The sequence below is a fragment of the Streptomyces sp. NPDC028331 genome (genome assembly GCF_055565775.1).
The window spans coordinates 222,280-235,693 of sequence record NZ_JBVHTR010000004.1; the positions used below are offsets into that span (position 1 = coordinate 222,280).

The window sequence follows — 13,414 nt, forward strand, 5'->3', positions numbered from 1 at the left end:
CATGCGGCCGACAGAGTGTCAAGCGACCGGACACATCGGGAGTTGAGCCTCTTACCCGGCGCTTGACGCTGAATCGGCCGCCGTGTTGCCCGATATATCCGCTCGCTGGCCATGGCGATTCGGTGTGGTGTATAAACGCCCGGCTCCAACCCCGAGCACCCGAGCATTCCGAATTTCAGGGAGACCATTCATGGGCGGCGAAACCCAGGAATCCGAAACGGCAGGGAAGCCGAGCGGCGACCGCCTCGGCCTGGCCATCGGCGGCGCCCTGCTCGCCGCCTGCGCCGGCCTCGTCCTCTACGGCGTACTCGGCATCGGCCAGGACGACGGCAAGCCGGAACGGCATATCCCCACCGCTGCGGTGACGTACGAGGTGACCGGCACCGGCACCGTCGACATCACCTACCAGGCCCGCAGCGCATCCGGTGATGCCACCGTCGTCAAAGCGGCCGCGCTGCCATGGCGCAGGACGGTGGACGTCCCGCTCGGCAAGGAACCGACCATCGGCATCGTTCTCGGCGAGAAGGGCGGTCAAGCCCGCTGCACGCTCGCCGTCCGCGGCAAGCACGTCCAGAGCGCCACCGCCACCGGCACGTTCGGCCGGGCCACATGCTCCGGCATGCTGCCGCCGGCCACGGCCGGCGCGAAGCAGGACTGAGCGCGACGGGTCGTCCCTTTGGGCCCGGCCCCTGCACGACACCGGGGGCATTCATCCGAAATGTCCCCGCGATCGCAATCCGGCACCCCTGAGTGTCCCGCAGCCGGCGGCCGACTCGCGCGAGTCGCAGCCGGACTTCGCCACGGACCCGCGACAAAGCTGGCCCCACCATCGGCATGCACGGTGCGCCCCCTCACTCGGCACGGCCACACGTCCCTGACGGTGGCCGTGATCCTGTGCCACGATCGAGGGAACGGTTCCCGATCTCAGGGCCAGGTGATCTTCCGATGTCCCAGTCTGGCGATCGACAGAAGGAGGGGCGTGACATGACTGCCGTGGCACATGAGCCCATCACGCCGGCGGAAGGCCTGCTGGAGACCTTCCTGGCGCTCGAGACCCCGGAGGGGTTCCGGGCCGGTCTGATCGAGGGGGAGATCGTTGTGACGCCGCCGCCGGACGGGGACCACGAGGACTACATCAACCAGATCGTGAAACAGGTGATCAGGCGGTCCCGGACCGACATGGACTTCTCCGGGAACAAAGGCCTGAGGCTCCAGAGCGAGGGCGGCTGTCCCAAGGACCACGTGATCCCCGACGGCACCTTCGCGCCCGCGGAGCTGCGCCTCTACCGTGGCGCCGACCCCTGGATGCCCTCCGACGGCGTGGCCATGGTGCTCGAAGTGACGTCCACGAAGCCCCAGACCGACCGCGAGGCCAAGCGCCGTTGCTACGCCCGTGGCAGCATCCCCCTCTACCTGCTCGTCGACCGCGAGGCCTCCTCGATCACCCTGTTCAGCGACCCGGAGGACGACGACTACCGCCAGCACTGCACGCTTCCGTTCGGAAAGCCGCTCGTCCTGCCGGAACCGTTCGCCTTCGAACTGGGCACCACCGACTTCCTGTGACGTCCGGCGTCCTCGTCAGTCCGTCCTCGGGCGCACCAGTCCCGACTCGTAGGCGATGACCACCAGTTGGGCCCGGTCGCGGGCGCCCAGTTTCGCCATCGCCCGGTTGACGTGCGTCTTCACCGTGAGCGGGCTGACCTCCAGGCGTTCGGCGATCTCGTCGTTGGAGTGGCCGCCTGCGACCTGGACGAGCACCTCGCGCTCCCGGCCGGTGAGCGTGCCGAGCCGGTCGGAGTGGGCCGGGTCGCGGCCGTCGTCGTCGCCCTGGGCGAGGAACCGGGCGATGAGCCCCTTGGTGGCGGCGGGCGACAGCAGGGCCTCGCCGCCGTGCGCGACGCGGATGGCGTTCAGCAGGTCCTCGGGCTCGGAGCCCTTGCCGAGGAAGCCGGAGGCGCCGGCGCGCAGCGACTGCACGACGTAGTCGTCCACCTCGAAGGTCGTGAGTATGACCACCCGGACGTGGGCGAGAGCCGGATCAGCGCTGATCAGGCGGGTCGCGGCGAGGCCGTCCGTGCCGGGCATGCGGATGTCCATGAGGACGACGTCGGTGCCCCGCTCCTTGGCGAGCCGAACCGCCTCGGCGCCGTCGGACGCCTCGCCCACCACCTCCATGTCCGGCTCGGAGTCGACGAGCACCCGGAAGGCGCTGCGCAGCAGCGCCTGGTCGTCGGCGAGCAGGACACGGATGGTCATACGGGCCCTCCCTGGGCGGCGGTCACACGGTCTCCCCGGCTGCGGTCGTCGTGTGGTTCTCGACGGGCAGGATCGCATGGACGCGGAAGCCGCCCCCGTAGCGGGGACCGGTGGTGAGGGAGCCGCCGACGGCGGTGACGCGCTCCCGCATGCCGAGCAGGCCATGGCCGCCGTGGCCGTCGTCGTCCCCGGACGCGGTGTCCTCGCCCGGGCCGTCGTCGAGGACCGTGATCTCCACGTCGGGGCCCACGCGGACGACGCTGACCTCGGCCTTCGCGGTGGGCCCCGCGTGCTTGCGCACATTGGTGAGGGCCTCCTGGATGACGCGGTACGCGGCCAGGTCCACGGCGGCGGGCAGTGTGGTGCCGGAGTCGGCGCGGGCGACCTCGACCGGGAGGCCGGCGCTGCGGAAGGTCTCGGCGAGTTCGTCGAGGCGGGCCAGTCCGGGGGCGGGTTCGGTGGGGGCCTCGGGGTCGCCGGACTGGCGGAGCAGGCCGACCGTGGCACGGAGTTCGTTGAGCGCGGAGCGGCTGGCCTCGCGGACGTGGGCGAGGGCCTCCTTGGCCTGGTCGGGCCGCTTGTCCATGACGTGGGCGGCGACTCCGGCCTGCACGTTGACCAGGGCGATGTGGTGGGCGACGACGTCGTGCAGGTCACGGGCGATGCGCAGGCGTTCCTCGGCGACGCGGCGGCGGGCCTCCTCCTCACGGGTGCGCTCCGCGCGCTCGGCACGCTCCCTGATGGCCTGCACGAAGGCGCGGCGGCTGCGCACGGCGTCGCCGGCGGCCGCGGCCATGCCGGTCCAGGCGAAGAGGCCGAGGTTCTCCTGCGCGTACCACGGCAGGGGGCCGGACAGCATGGCGGCGCCGGTCAGCACGGTCATCGTCAGCAGGCCGACGCGCCAGGTGGTGGGGCGGTCGGTGGTGGAGGCGACGGTGTAGAGGGCGACGACGGCGGACATCGCCACGGGGGCGCGCGGGTCTGCGGTGACCAGCTCCACGAGGGAGAGGGTGCCGGTGACGGCGAGGACGGTCATGGGGTGCCGCCTGCGGAGGACGAGCGCCGCGGCGCCGAGCACCATGAGGACGAGGCTGAGGGCGTCGGGGGTGTGGGCTCCCCAGGTGGCGCGGTCGCCGCGGGGGTCGGCGACGGACGTGGCCAGCATGGCGACCAGGACGCCGAAGGCCAGGACGGCGTCCAGGGCGAGGGGGTGGGCGCGGATCCGGCACCGGGTGCGCTCTAGGGTGCTCACGGCTTCACGGTACGGGGCGGCTGCGGCGGGCGGAACCGAGGCCGGGTCCGCCCGGCGGTGCACGCACGTCCCGCCCGGGCGCTGCCGCCCCCGGGCCCCGCTCCGGCCTGAACGGCCTCGTCCCCGGACTCCCCCGAGCTCGTCGAGCACGGGGAACCCGCAGACGGGCCGGATTCCGCCGACCCGGGCCGGACGAACCGCTCAGCCCTGGATCAACACGGAATCAGCCCGGAATCAGCCCATCGTCGCTCAGCATCTCCCTGACCTCCTCCAGACTCGCGTCCGGCGACGGCAGGATCAGCTCCGACGGTTCCAGGGAGTCGTCCGGCAGCGGAGCGCCCAGGCGGCGGACCTCCGTGAGCAGTGCGGTCAGGGTGCGGCGGAAGCCGGCCTCGTCGCCGTGCTCCATCTCCGCGAGCAGCTCGTCGTCCAGCTTGTTCAGCTCGGCGACGCGGGCGTCGTCGAGCCGCACCTGCCCCTCACCCATGATCCGTACGATCATGTCGCCCTCCTTGAGGCGTGAGACCGGCTCACTGCTTGTCGAAGCGCGGGGTGTCCTGCGGCTGGGACTGGTTCTGGCCCTGTCCGGTGCCGCCCTCGATGGCCTGCCGCTGGTCGGACGAGCCTCCCGCCAGCTCGGCCTTCATGCGCTGCAGCTCCAGCTCCACGTCCGTACCGCCGGAGAGCCGGTCCAGCTCGGCCTGGATGTCGTCCTTGGCCATGCCGGAGGGGTCGTCCAGGGCACCGGAGGCCAGGAGTTCGTCGATCGCGCCCGCGCGGGCCTGGAGCTGGGCCGTCTTGTCCTCGGCGCGCTGGATCGCGAGGCCGACGTCGCCCATCTCCTCGGAGATCCCGGAGAACGCCTCGCCGATCCGGGTCTGCGCCTGGGCCGCCGTGTACGTCGCCTTGATGGTCTCCTTCTTGGTGCGGAAGGCGTCCACCTTCGCCTGCAGCCGCTGGGCCGCCAGCGTGAGCTTCTCCTCCTCGCCCTGCAGGGTCTGGTGCTGGGTCTCCAGGTCCGTCACCTGCTGCTGGAGCGCCGCCCGCCGGGACAGCGCCTCGCGGGCCAGGTCCTCCCGGCCGAGCGCCAGCGCCTTGCGGCCCTGGTCCTCCAGCTTCGACGACTGCTGCTGGAGTTGGTTGAGCTGGAGTTCCAGGCGCTTGCGCGACGTGGCCACGTCCGCCACACCACGGCGCACCTTCTGCAGCAGCTCCAGCTGCTTCTGGTACGAGTAATCGAGGGTCTCGCGCGGGTCCTCGGCCCGGTCAAGGGCCTTGTTCGCCTTCGCGCGGAAGATCATCCCCATACGCTTCATGACACCGCTCATGGGCTTCGCGCGCCCCCTTCTGACCGAGTCCAGCTCACAGCTCTGCGACAGAACCCACAGTACGGGCCCTGCATCCATTACCGCACTGTTCGGGGACGGATGCGGTCATCCCCAAGGACGACTGCGTCCGGTCCCGCTCCGGCGTAGGGAGTAGGTGTCCCCCTCGGTGACGTACGGGGAGACGCCGCGATTCCCTCAGCCGTCCTTCGGAAGAACGTCGGCGGTCTTCCTTTTGCTGCCGCTCTGTCCCCCTGGAGACGAGCGGTGTTGCCGGATCGTTCCCCACGGGGCTGGGGTCCATGCGGGGGCACCCCGTACCCTTGGGTTTTGTGTTCCGTAGCCGTGCCAAGGAAGAGAAGGCCCCGGTCGCCGACAAGGCGCCGGTGACCGTCTCCAAGCAGCCCCGTGACCCGCAGGCCCCGAAGGGCAGGCCCACGCCCAAGCGCAGTGAGGCCCAGTCCCAGCGCCGCAGCGTCGCCAACACGTCCCTGTCGCGCAAGGACGCCGCCAAGCGGCAGCGCGAGGAGCGGCGTGCCGCGCTGGAGAGGCAGCGCCAGGCGCTGGCCGGCGGGGACGAGCGGTATCTGCCGGCGCGGGACAAGGGCCCGGTCCGCAAGTTCGCGCGCGACCACGTCGACTCCCGGCTCAACGTGGCGGAGTTCTTCCTGCCCATGGCCGTGGTCATCCTCGTGCTGAGCGTGGTGCGGGTGGGCGCGCTGCAGTCGATCGCGCTGCTGCTGTGGCTGATCGTGATCCTGGGGATCGTCGCCGACTCGGTGTTCTCCGCGATCCGGCTGCGCAAGCGGCTGAGCGAGCGGTTCCCCGACCAGAACAGGCGGGGCGCGGTCGCCTACGCACTGATGCGCTCCCTGCAGATGCGCCGGCTGCGGCTGCCCAAGCCCCAGGTCAAGCGCGGAGAGCGGCCCTGAGTACGACGTCTTTCTCGGGGGGCGCGGCGGACGCCTGGCTGAGCAGGCTCGGCGGTCTGCGTGATGTCGTACGGCAGGAGCTGGTGGCCCGGCAACTGGACGAGCAGATATCCGGGCGGTTCCCGGTCGGGCAGCGGCTGCGGGTGCTCGACGTGGGCATGGGCCAGGGGACGCAGGCGCTGCGCCTGGCCCGGGCGGGGCACCAGGTGACCGGGCTCGAGCGGGACGAGAAGATGATCGCCGCCGCCCGTGAGACCCTCGCCGCCGAGCCGGAGGGCATCCGGGAGCGGATGCGGATCATCGAGGGCGACGGCCGGGACACCGGCGTCCACTTCCTGCCGGGCAGCTTCGACGTGGTGCTCTGCCACGGCGTGCTGATGTACGTCGAGGAGCCGGACGCGCTGCTGGCGGGGCTCGCCCGCATGCTGGCCCCCGGCGGGCTGCTCTCCCTCCTGGTGCGCAACGGGGACGCGCTGGCGATGCGGCCGGGCCTGTCCGGTCACTGGGCGGGCGCGCTGGCCGCCTTCGGCACCCTGTCCTACACCAACCGGCTCGGCCTGCACGTGCGCGCGGACCGGCTGGAGGCGCTGACCGCGACACTGGCGGGGATCGGCGCACCGCTGCACGCCTGGTACGGGGTGCGCGTCTTCACCGACACGGCGGCGGACGACGCGGAGGTTCCCCCCGAGGTCGAGACGCTGCTGGCGGTGGAGGAGCGGGCCGGGCGGACGGACCCGTACCGCGGGGTCGCGGCGTTGCTGCATCTGTGCGGAGTGCGCGGCTGAGGACGGTCCGGGCGACCCCGTTCGGGTGAGCAGCGGGGGCAGGTCCGTGGCGCCGTGGTGACACTCGGGGCATGGACGCTTCCCGTACCCGTGCCCCGCGCCGGCTGTGCGCCCCGCTCCTCGTCTGCTGTCTGGTCCTGCTCGGCGGCTGCACCACCGGCTCCGGGTCCCCGGCCCGGGAGGAGGGCGCGGCGAGCACCCGTTCCGGCGCCCTGGCCACGGCGGCGAGCGACCTGCAGAGCCAGTACCAGCGGGTCATCAAGGACGTCCTGCCGTCCGTCGTGCAGATCCAGACCGGCAACGCCCTGGGGTCCGGCGTGGTCTACGACGGCAGGGGGCACATCGTCACCAACGCACATGTGATCGGGCACAACCGGGCGTTCAAGGTGACCACCGCCAACAGCGAGCAGCCGCTGACCGCGCGGCTCGTCTCCTCGTACCCGGAGCAGGACCTCGCCGTCATCCGGCTCGACAAGGTGCCGCGCGGGCTGAGGGCGGCCGCCTTCGGGGACTCCGCCAAGGTCGAGGTGGGGCAGATCGTGCTCGCCATGGGCTCGCCGCTCGGGCTGTCCTCCAGCGTGACGCAGGGGATCGTGTCGGCGACCGGACGGACCGTCAGCGAAGGCCGCGGCGACGGGGGTACGGGTGCCACGATCGGGAACATGGTGCAGACCTCGGCGGCGATCAACCCGGGCAACAGCGGGGGCGCGCTCGTCGATCTCGGCGGCAAGGTCATCGGCATCCCCACGCTGGCCGCGGTCGACCCGGAGCTCGGGGGCGGCGCGGCGCCCGGCATCGGGTTCGCGATCCCGACGTCCCTGGTGAAGACGGTCGCCGACCAGATCATCAGGACGGGGCACGTCACCGACTCGGGGCGGGCGGCCCTCGACATCTCGGCCCGCACGGTGGTGAACGCCGACTATCGGCCGGCCGGCGTCGCGGTGGTCCGGGTCCAAAGCGGTGGCGCGGCCGACAGGGCGGGGCTCCGGGCCGGGGACGTCATCACCGCACTGGGTGACACGAGCATCACCACGGTCACGTCCCTCGCCCAGGCGCTCGCCGGTGACAGGCCGGGGCAGCGGACGACGGTGACGTATGTGCGGGACGGGCACCGCAGGACGGTGGACGTCACCCTGGGCGAGCAGTAGGGGGCGAGGGCCGGAGCGGCCCCCGCCCGTGCCGATCACTCCTCGGCGTGCAGGCTCATCGGCCCGTAGATCTCCGTGCCGTCCTCGAACAGCCGCACCTGGTCGGCTCCTCCGGCGAGCAGGTCCTTCCAGTGCTCCCCGATCCAGGACTCGGCGTCCCCCTGAGTGGTGAACTCCTCGGGCTCGACCGCCGGCTGGACCTCCGTCCCGTCGGCCTTCTCGAACCGCCACGTCCACGCCACCATGTACGCCTCCACGATGTGAGCACCTGCAGAGCGGACCGAATCCCGGCCCGCTCGTCGGGTCGAGCCTAGCCGGACGCGCAAGACGTGCGGTGACCCGGGAAAATCGGGTCCGTGGAACTCACTTTGCTCGGTACCGGCGCTCCTCCCGGACTCCCCCGCCCCGGCTGTCCCTGCGCCGCCTGCGCACGGGCGCTCGGGCCCGCGGCGCGGGCGGCGACCTCCCTGCTCGTGGACGGGGTGCTGCTGCTGGACCTGACCCCGGGCGCGGCGTTCGCGGCGGCGCGCGCCGGGCGGTCGACGGCGGGCGTACGGCAGGTGCTGCTCACGCATCCGCACGACGGTCCCCCGGTGGAGATCCCGGCGGATCTGCCGCAGCCCGGGCGGGTGCCGGACGGGCGGGAGTTGACGCTGCTGACCGGGCACCGGGTGCGGGCCCTGGCGATGGACGCGCCGGGCACGGGGTACGCGGTGACCGGCCCGGACGGGACGCGGCTGCTGTATCTGCCGCCGGGCGCGGCGCCGGCCGGGCTCTCGGGGCCGGTGGAGCCGTACGACATGGTGGTCGCGGATGTGGTGGGGCGGCCGGACGCGCTGGCGAAGCTGCGGGCGGTGGGGGCGCTCGGGCCGGCCACGGACGTCGTCGCCGCCCATCTGGACCATGACGTGCCGCCGGGCACCGAACTGGCGCGGCGGCTCGCGGCGGCGGGGGCGCGGGCGGTGCCGGACGGCACGGCGCTCGTCGTCGGCGCCCGTGAGGACGTGCCGGACGTGCCTCGGCGCACCCTGGTGCTGGGCGGGGCGCGGTCGGGCAAGTCGGTGGAGGCGGAGCGGCGCCTGGAGGCGTTCCCGGACGTGCTGTACGTGGCGACGGGCGGGACGCGGGGCGGGGACTCGGAGTGGGCGGCGCGGGTGGCGGCACACCGGGAGCGGCGGCCCGGGTCCTGGCACACCGTCGAGACCTGCGACCTGGTACCGCTGCTGGAGGAGGACGGGCCGCCGCTGCTGATCGACTGTCTGTCGCTGTGGCTGACGGACGCGATGGACGCGGTGACGGCGTGGGACGACGCGGAGTGGGCGGACGGCGGTGAGCGGGCGCTGCGGGCGCGGGTGGAGGAGCTGGCGGCGGCGGTCCGTGAGACCCGGCGGACGGTCGTCGCGGTCTCGAACGAGGTGGGTTCCGGCATCGTCCCGGCGACCGCGTCCGGCCGCCGCTACCGCGACGAACTGGGCCGGCTGAACACGGCCTTCGCGGCGGAGTGCGAGCATGTGCTGCTGGTGGTGGCGGGGCAGGCGCTGACGCTACGCGGATGAGGGCGCGTTTCGGGCGATGACCCGGTAGGCGTTGGAGAAGCGGGTCCGTCGCAGCAGCGGGGCCAGGGTGCGGTCCAGGGCGGTGGCGGTCGCGACGAGGGGTGCGGCGGCGCTCGTCAGGGTGGCGCGCAGCCGGCGTGCGGGGCGGGTCGGCGGCACGGCGCGCCAGGGGGCGTCCGGGGGCGGCAGCACCCGGTCCAGGACGAGGGCGAGGACGCCCGCGATGTCGTACGGGGTATGCGGCTCGCGGTGGTCGGTGGCGACGATCGCGCAGCCCAGGGACTCCAGTTCGGCGAGCAGGTTGCCGAGCGGCATCAGGTGCAGACGGCGGGGCTGGCCGTGGGAGAGCCACCATCTGCCGAGCAGTGCGGCGAACGCGCAGGCCGGGTCGGCCCCTTCGACGAGGAGATGGCCGCCGGGGCGCAGCAGGGCCAGGGCGGCGCGGAGTTCGGCGCGCGGGTCGGGGGTGTGCTCCAGGTGGTGGAACATGCTGACGACGTCGTAGCGGGAGCGCAGCCGGGCGAGGATCGCCGGGTCGGTGAGGTGTCCGCGGTGGGCCTCCTCGATGCGGCCCGCGGCCCGTGCGCGCTCCACACCGCGGGAGGTGTCCAGGCCGTCGAAGGACGTGTAGGGGTGGACCTCCTTGGCCGCCCGGGGGAAGTCGCCGCGGCCGGTGCCGACGTCGAGCCAGCTCTCCGGTTCCGGGAAGGGCAGCATCGCGCGGGCCGCGGCGCGGTGACGCCGGGCGGTGCCGGGGGCGGTGAGGAGGCGTTCGGCGAAGCCGTCGAGCCGGTGGTGGGGGTCGTGGACGTCGCTGTGGTGGAAGGCGATCCCGTCGGCGGTGAGGCGGGGGTTCTGGAAGGTGTGCCCGCAGTCCCCGCACTCGTCGAGGACGAACGTGCCCGGGGTGCGCCGCAGCAGGTCCGGGGTGCGCAGCCGGGTGTGCAGCCGCGCCGAGCCGCACCACGGGCAGTCCTCGCGGCGCGGCTCGAACCGGCGCACGCCCCGGGCGGGTTGACGGGGGCGCCCGGTGCGGTGTGCGGCGCCCGTCCGCGGAGTGGGGGGCATGGGCGGCTCCTGATCGGCGGCGTAGGACAATCCGTGATCAAACGGTACGTACGGGATGCCGCTCGGGGACGCAATGACGTGCCGTCGACGTGGCGCCTCCGCGTTCGATCTCTGCCGGTACTGTTCGGCGAATGAGCTCGCTTAATCTCGACGACTTCACCGATCTGATCGAGCGCCCCGACGGCGGGGTGCGCCGCGACGCGGAGGCGCGCCGGGAGCGTCAGATCGTGCCGCCCGGGGCACTGGGGCGCCTGGACGACCTGGGTGAGTGGCTGGCGGCGGCGCAGTCCGCCGTGCCGGTGCGGCCGATCGAGCGGCCGCGTGCGGTGCTGTTCGCGGGCGACCACGGGGTCGCCTCGCTCGGCGTGTCGGCGCGGCCCGCGGGCAGCGCCGACCGGCTGGTGCGGGCGGTCCTGGAGGGCGCCGGCCCGGCGTCGATCCTGGCCCGGCAGATGAACGTGCCCGTGCGGGTGGTCGACATGGCGCTGGACTGCGACCCCGAGGCGCTGCCGGAGGACGTCGTACGGCACCGGGTGCGGCGCGGCAGCGGACGCATCGACGTGGAGGACGCGCTGACCCTCGAGGAGGCCCAGGCGGCGTTCCGGGCCGGTGTCGCGGTCGCGGACGAGGAGGCGGACGCCGGGACGGACCTGGTGGTCCTCGGCGATGTGAGCGTCGGCGGGACGACGCCGGCGGCCGTACTGATCGCCGCGCTGTGCGGGACCGACGCCTCCGTGGTGACCGGGCGCGGGGGCCTGGCGATCGACGACCTGGCGTGGATGCGCAAGTGCGCGGCGATCCGGGACGCGCTGCGGCGGGCCCGGCCCGTGCTCGGGGACCAGTTGCAGTTGCTGGCGACGGTGGGCGGCGCCGATCTGGCGGCGATGACGGGCTTCCTGCTGCAGTGCGCGGTGCGCAAGACGCCGGTGATCCTGGACGGGGTGGTGTCCGCGGCGTGCGCGCTGGTGGCGCAGCGGATCGCGTTCCGCGCGCCGGACTGGTGGCTGGCGGGCCAGAACAGCGGGGAGCCGGCTCAGGCCAAGGCGCTGGACCGGATGGCCCTCGAGCCGCTGCTCGACCACGGAGTGACGGTCGGTGAGGGAGCCGGAGCCCTGCTGGCGCTGCCCCTGGTGCAGGCCGCGGCCGCCCTGGCGGCGGAGCTTCCGGAGAAGTCCGTGGAGGCCGCGGACAAGGAGTGAACTGGCCGATTTCTGCCTCGAACCGCTCCCCCGCACTCCCTTGAGCGCCCCATATCATCGCCCTTCATGGGAGATGCCCGATTTAGCGTGGAACGGGAACGCACGGTTCGGCCGGGGGGCGGGGGGCGGGCCTCCCGGCGGGCCGCCGCGTTCGCGGTCTGGTACCTGCGGGCCGTCACGTTCATCAACTTCCTCTCCGCCGTCTGGGTCTCCTTCGGGCAGGACGTGCGACGGCACAACCAGGAGAACCTCTTCACGCCCTACCTGCTGACCGCGGGTTTCGCCTCCGGCGTGTTCACGATGTTCCTCGCCGTGACGATGCGGCGCCGCAAACGGGCGGCATGGATCCTCAACCTGGCGCTCAGCGGCCCCTTCCTGCTGCTGTTCGCGTTCGCCATGGCCTTCCCGGAGATCCGGCAGTACGCCCAGAACTGGATCTCCCTGGTCCTCACCGCGGCCTTCGCCGCAGCGCTCCTCGTCGGCCGGCGCGAGTTCTACGCCAAGGGCGACCGGTCCAACCCGCGGCTCGCCGCCGCCGTCGCCGCCGGCGGTCTGCTCACCGCCTCCCTGCTCGCAGCCCTCCTGGTCACCGTCACCAACACCGCGCGGGACGCCCACCGTTCGACCTTCCCGGAGCGCTGGCGCTACGGCACCCTGCGCCTGGTCTCGGTCACCGTCGACGACTCGCACTACCCGGGGATCGCCACCCCCAACTGGGTCAACGTCACCATCAACGTCTTCAGCACGCTGCTCGTCCTCGCCGTCCTGTACGCCGCGTTCCGCTCCCGGCGCGCCGTCGACCCGATCACCGAGGACGACGAGAAACGGCTGCGGGCGCTGCTGCAGCGGCACGGCGAGCGCGACTCCCTCGGCTACTTCGCGCTGCGCCGCGAGAAGAGCGTCATCTGGTCGCCCACCGGCAAGGCGGCCGTCGCCTACCGCGTCCTCGGCGGAGTCTCGCTCGCCTCCGGCGACCCGCTCGGCGACCCGGAGGCCTGGCCCGGCGCCATCGAGCCCTGGCTCGCCGAGGCCCGCGCGCACGGCTGGATCCCGGCGGTGATGGGCGCGAGCGAGGAGGCGGGGACCGTCTACGCGCGGCACGGGATGGACGCGCTCGAACTCGGTGACGAAGCCATCGTGGACGTCGGTGAGTTCACCCTGGAGGGACGGGCCATGCGCACCGTGCGCCAGGCCTGCAACCGGGTCCGGCGCGCCGGGTACACGGTCCGCATCCGGCGCCACGCGGACATCCCCGCCGACGAGATGGCGTTCCTGCTCCGGAAGGCCGACGACTGGCGCGACGGGGCCACCGAACGCGGCTTCAGCATGGCGCTGGGCAGGCTCGGCGATCCGGAGGACGGACAGTGCGTGATGCTCGAGTGCACGGACGGCGAGGGCCGGCTGCGGGCGCTGCTGTCCTTCGTGCCCTGGGGACCGCACGGCCTGTCGCTGGACCTGATGCGGCGCGACCGCGACTCCGACAACGGCCTCATGGAGTTCATGGTCATCGAACTGCTGCGCCGCGCCGGGGAGATCGGGATCACCCAGGTCTCGCTCAACTTCGCCATGTTCCGTTCCGTCTTCGAACGTGGTGCACGACTCGGTGCCGGACCGGTGCTGAGGCTGTGGCGTTCGCTGCTCAGCTTCTTCTCGCGGTGGTGGCAGATCGAGTCGCTGTACCGGGCCAACGCGAAGTACCGGCCCATCTGGGAACCCAGGTTCCTGCTCTTCGAGAAGAGCGCGGACCTGCTGCGCATCGGCGTCGCCTCGGCACGTGCGGAGGGGTTCCTGGAGGCGCCGGGGCTCCCGAAGTGGCTGCACCGCAAGCACCTTCAGTCGCACAGGTGAGGAGCACGGGGGATGACGAGCGCCGGACAGACCAGGACCGCTGGA

Annotated in this window: 14 protein-coding genes; 8 read left to right on the forward strand and 6 right to left on the reverse strand. The window is 72.8% G+C overall.

Annotated elements, in window-relative coordinates; all coding sequences use genetic code 11:
* Positions 1–190: 190 nt before the first annotated feature.
* Together ACZ4SW_RS07015 and ACZ4SW_RS07020 are read left to right on the forward strand one after the other, a co-directional pair.
* On the forward strand, positions 191–658 hold the full coding sequence (locus tag ACZ4SW_RS07015) for a hypothetical protein (protein ID WP_468238932.1): 468 nt from the start codon (positions 191–193) through the stop codon (positions 656–658).
* 326 nt (positions 659–984) lie between these two features.
* Complete coding sequence (locus tag ACZ4SW_RS07020; protein WP_468238934.1) at positions 985–1,563, forward strand: Uma2 family endonuclease; 579 nt, start codon at positions 985–987, stop codon at positions 1,561–1,563.
* Positions 1,564–1,578: 15 nt separating this feature from the next.
* Here ACZ4SW_RS07020 and ACZ4SW_RS07025 read toward each other — a convergent pair whose 3' ends face one another.
* The 4 genes from ACZ4SW_RS07025 to ACZ4SW_RS07040 form a co-directional block, all read right to left on the reverse strand.
* Positions 1,579–2,256: a response regulator gene (locus ACZ4SW_RS07025; protein WP_468238936.1), complete on the reverse strand. Its 678-nt coding sequence runs from the start codon at positions 2,254–2,256 to the stop codon at positions 1,579–1,581.
* Positions 2,257–2,278: 22 nt separating this feature from the next.
* Positions 2,279–3,508: a sensor histidine kinase gene (locus ACZ4SW_RS07030; protein ID WP_468238938.1), complete on the reverse strand. Its 1,230-nt coding sequence runs from the start codon at positions 3,506–3,508 to the stop codon at positions 2,279–2,281.
* 223 nt (positions 3,509–3,731) lie between these two features.
* Entirely contained in the window at positions 3,732–4,010 is a 279-nt protein-coding gene (gene pspAA / locus ACZ4SW_RS07035) for a PspA-associated protein PspAA (RefSeq protein ID WP_468238941.1), read from the reverse strand.
* Positions 4,011–4,038: 28 nt separating this feature from the next.
* A complete protein-coding gene (locus ACZ4SW_RS07040; protein WP_468238943.1) occupies positions 4,039–4,836 on the reverse strand; it encodes a PspA/IM30 family protein in 798 nt (265 codons plus the stop codon).
* Between the two features lie 299 nt (positions 4,837–5,135).
* Here ACZ4SW_RS07040 and ACZ4SW_RS07045 point away from each other — a divergent pair, with 299 nt between their 5' ends.
* The 3 genes from ACZ4SW_RS07045 to ACZ4SW_RS07055 all read left to right on the forward strand — a co-directional run bounded on the left by ACZ4SW_RS07045 (position 5,136) and on the right by ACZ4SW_RS07055 (position 7,698).
* The gene (locus tag ACZ4SW_RS07045; protein WP_468238946.1) at positions 5,136–5,765 is read left to right on the forward strand and encodes a DUF3043 domain-containing protein; all 630 of its coding nucleotides are present in this window, start codon (positions 5,136–5,138) and stop codon (positions 5,763–5,765) included.
* Between the two features lie 83 nt (positions 5,766–5,848).
* On the forward strand, positions 5,849–6,550 hold the full coding sequence (locus ACZ4SW_RS07050; protein ID WP_468238948.1) for a class I SAM-dependent methyltransferase: 702 nt from the start codon (positions 5,849–5,851) through the stop codon (positions 6,548–6,550).
* A 71-nt stretch (positions 6,551–6,621) separates the two neighbouring features.
* The gene (locus tag ACZ4SW_RS07055; protein ID WP_468238951.1) at positions 6,622–7,698 is read left to right on the forward strand and encodes a S1C family serine protease; all 1,077 of its coding nucleotides are present in this window, start codon (positions 6,622–6,624) and stop codon (positions 7,696–7,698) included.
* A gap of 35 nt (positions 7,699–7,733) precedes the next feature.
* Here the strand turns inward: ACZ4SW_RS07055 and ACZ4SW_RS07060 are convergent, their stop codons facing one another.
* Positions 7,734–7,943: a hypothetical protein gene (locus tag ACZ4SW_RS07060; protein WP_468239424.1), complete on the reverse strand. Its 210-nt coding sequence runs from the start codon at positions 7,941–7,943 to the stop codon at positions 7,734–7,736.
* Between the two features lie 111 nt (positions 7,944–8,054).
* Between ACZ4SW_RS07060 and ACZ4SW_RS07065 the strand changes: the two genes are divergently transcribed.
* On the forward strand, positions 8,055–9,254 hold the full coding sequence (locus tag ACZ4SW_RS07065; RefSeq protein WP_468238953.1) for a bifunctional adenosylcobinamide kinase/adenosylcobinamide-phosphate guanylyltransferase: 1,200 nt from the start codon (positions 8,055–8,057) through the stop codon (positions 9,252–9,254).
* On the opposite strand, the gene ACZ4SW_RS07070 is transcribed toward ACZ4SW_RS07065, so the two are convergent.
* The gene (locus ACZ4SW_RS07070; RefSeq protein WP_468238956.1) at positions 9,243–10,322 is read right to left on the reverse strand and encodes a class I SAM-dependent methyltransferase; all 1,080 of its coding nucleotides are present in this window, start codon (positions 10,320–10,322) and stop codon (positions 9,243–9,245) included. The genes ACZ4SW_RS07065 and ACZ4SW_RS07070 overlap by 12 nt on opposite strands.
* A 131-nt stretch (positions 10,323–10,453) precedes the next feature.
* On the opposite strand from ACZ4SW_RS07070, the gene cobT reads away from it, so the two are divergent.
* A complete protein-coding gene (gene cobT, locus ACZ4SW_RS07075; RefSeq protein WP_468238958.1) occupies positions 10,454–11,521 on the forward strand; it encodes a nicotinate-nucleotide--dimethylbenzimidazole phosphoribosyltransferase in 1,068 nt (355 codons plus the stop codon).
* Positions 11,522–11,587: 66 nt separating this feature from the next.
* Complete coding sequence (locus ACZ4SW_RS07080; RefSeq protein ID WP_468238962.1) at positions 11,588–13,369, forward strand: phosphatidylglycerol lysyltransferase domain-containing protein; 1,782 nt, start codon at positions 11,588–11,590, stop codon at positions 13,367–13,369.
* Positions 13,370–13,414 lie beyond the last annotated feature (45 nt).

Bases quoted from the DNA above. Each gene is read 5' to 3' on its own strand.
- ACZ4SW_RS07080 (WP_468238962.1), top strand. From the start codon at position 11,588: ATGGGAGATGCCCGATTTAGCGTGGAACGGGAACGCACGGTTCGGCCG.
- ACZ4SW_RS07070 (WP_468238956.1), bottom strand. From the start codon at position 10,322: ATGCCCCCCACTCCGCGGACGGGCGCCGCACACCGCACCGGGCGCCCC.
- ACZ4SW_RS07025 (WP_468238936.1), bottom strand. From the start codon at position 2,256: ATGACCATCCGTGTCCTGCTCGCCGACGACCAGGCGCTGCTGCGCAGC.
- ACZ4SW_RS07015 (WP_468238932.1), top strand. From the start codon at position 191: ATGGGCGGCGAAACCCAGGAATCCGAAACGGCAGGGAAGCCGAGCGGC.
- ACZ4SW_RS07020 (WP_468238934.1), top strand. From the start codon at position 985: ATGACTGCCGTGGCACATGAGCCCATCACGCCGGCGGAAGGCCTGCTG.
- ACZ4SW_RS07060 (WP_468239424.1), bottom strand. From the start codon at position 7,943: ATGGTGGCGTGGACGTGGCGGTTCGAGAAGGCCGACGGGACGGAGGTC.
- cobT (WP_468238958.1), top strand. From the start codon at position 10,454: ATGAGCTCGCTTAATCTCGACGACTTCACCGATCTGATCGAGCGCCCC.
- ACZ4SW_RS07055 (WP_468238951.1), top strand. From the start codon at position 6,622: ATGGACGCTTCCCGTACCCGTGCCCCGCGCCGGCTGTGCGCCCCGCTC.
- pspAA (WP_468238941.1), bottom strand. From the start codon at position 4,010: ATGATCGTACGGATCATGGGTGAGGGGCAGGTGCGGCTCGACGACGCC.
- ACZ4SW_RS07040 (WP_468238943.1), bottom strand. From the start codon at position 4,836: ATGAGCGGTGTCATGAAGCGTATGGGGATGATCTTCCGCGCGAAGGCG.
- ACZ4SW_RS07045 (WP_468238946.1), top strand. From the start codon at position 5,136: ATGCGGGGGCACCCCGTACCCTTGGGTTTTGTGTTCCGTAGCCGTGCC.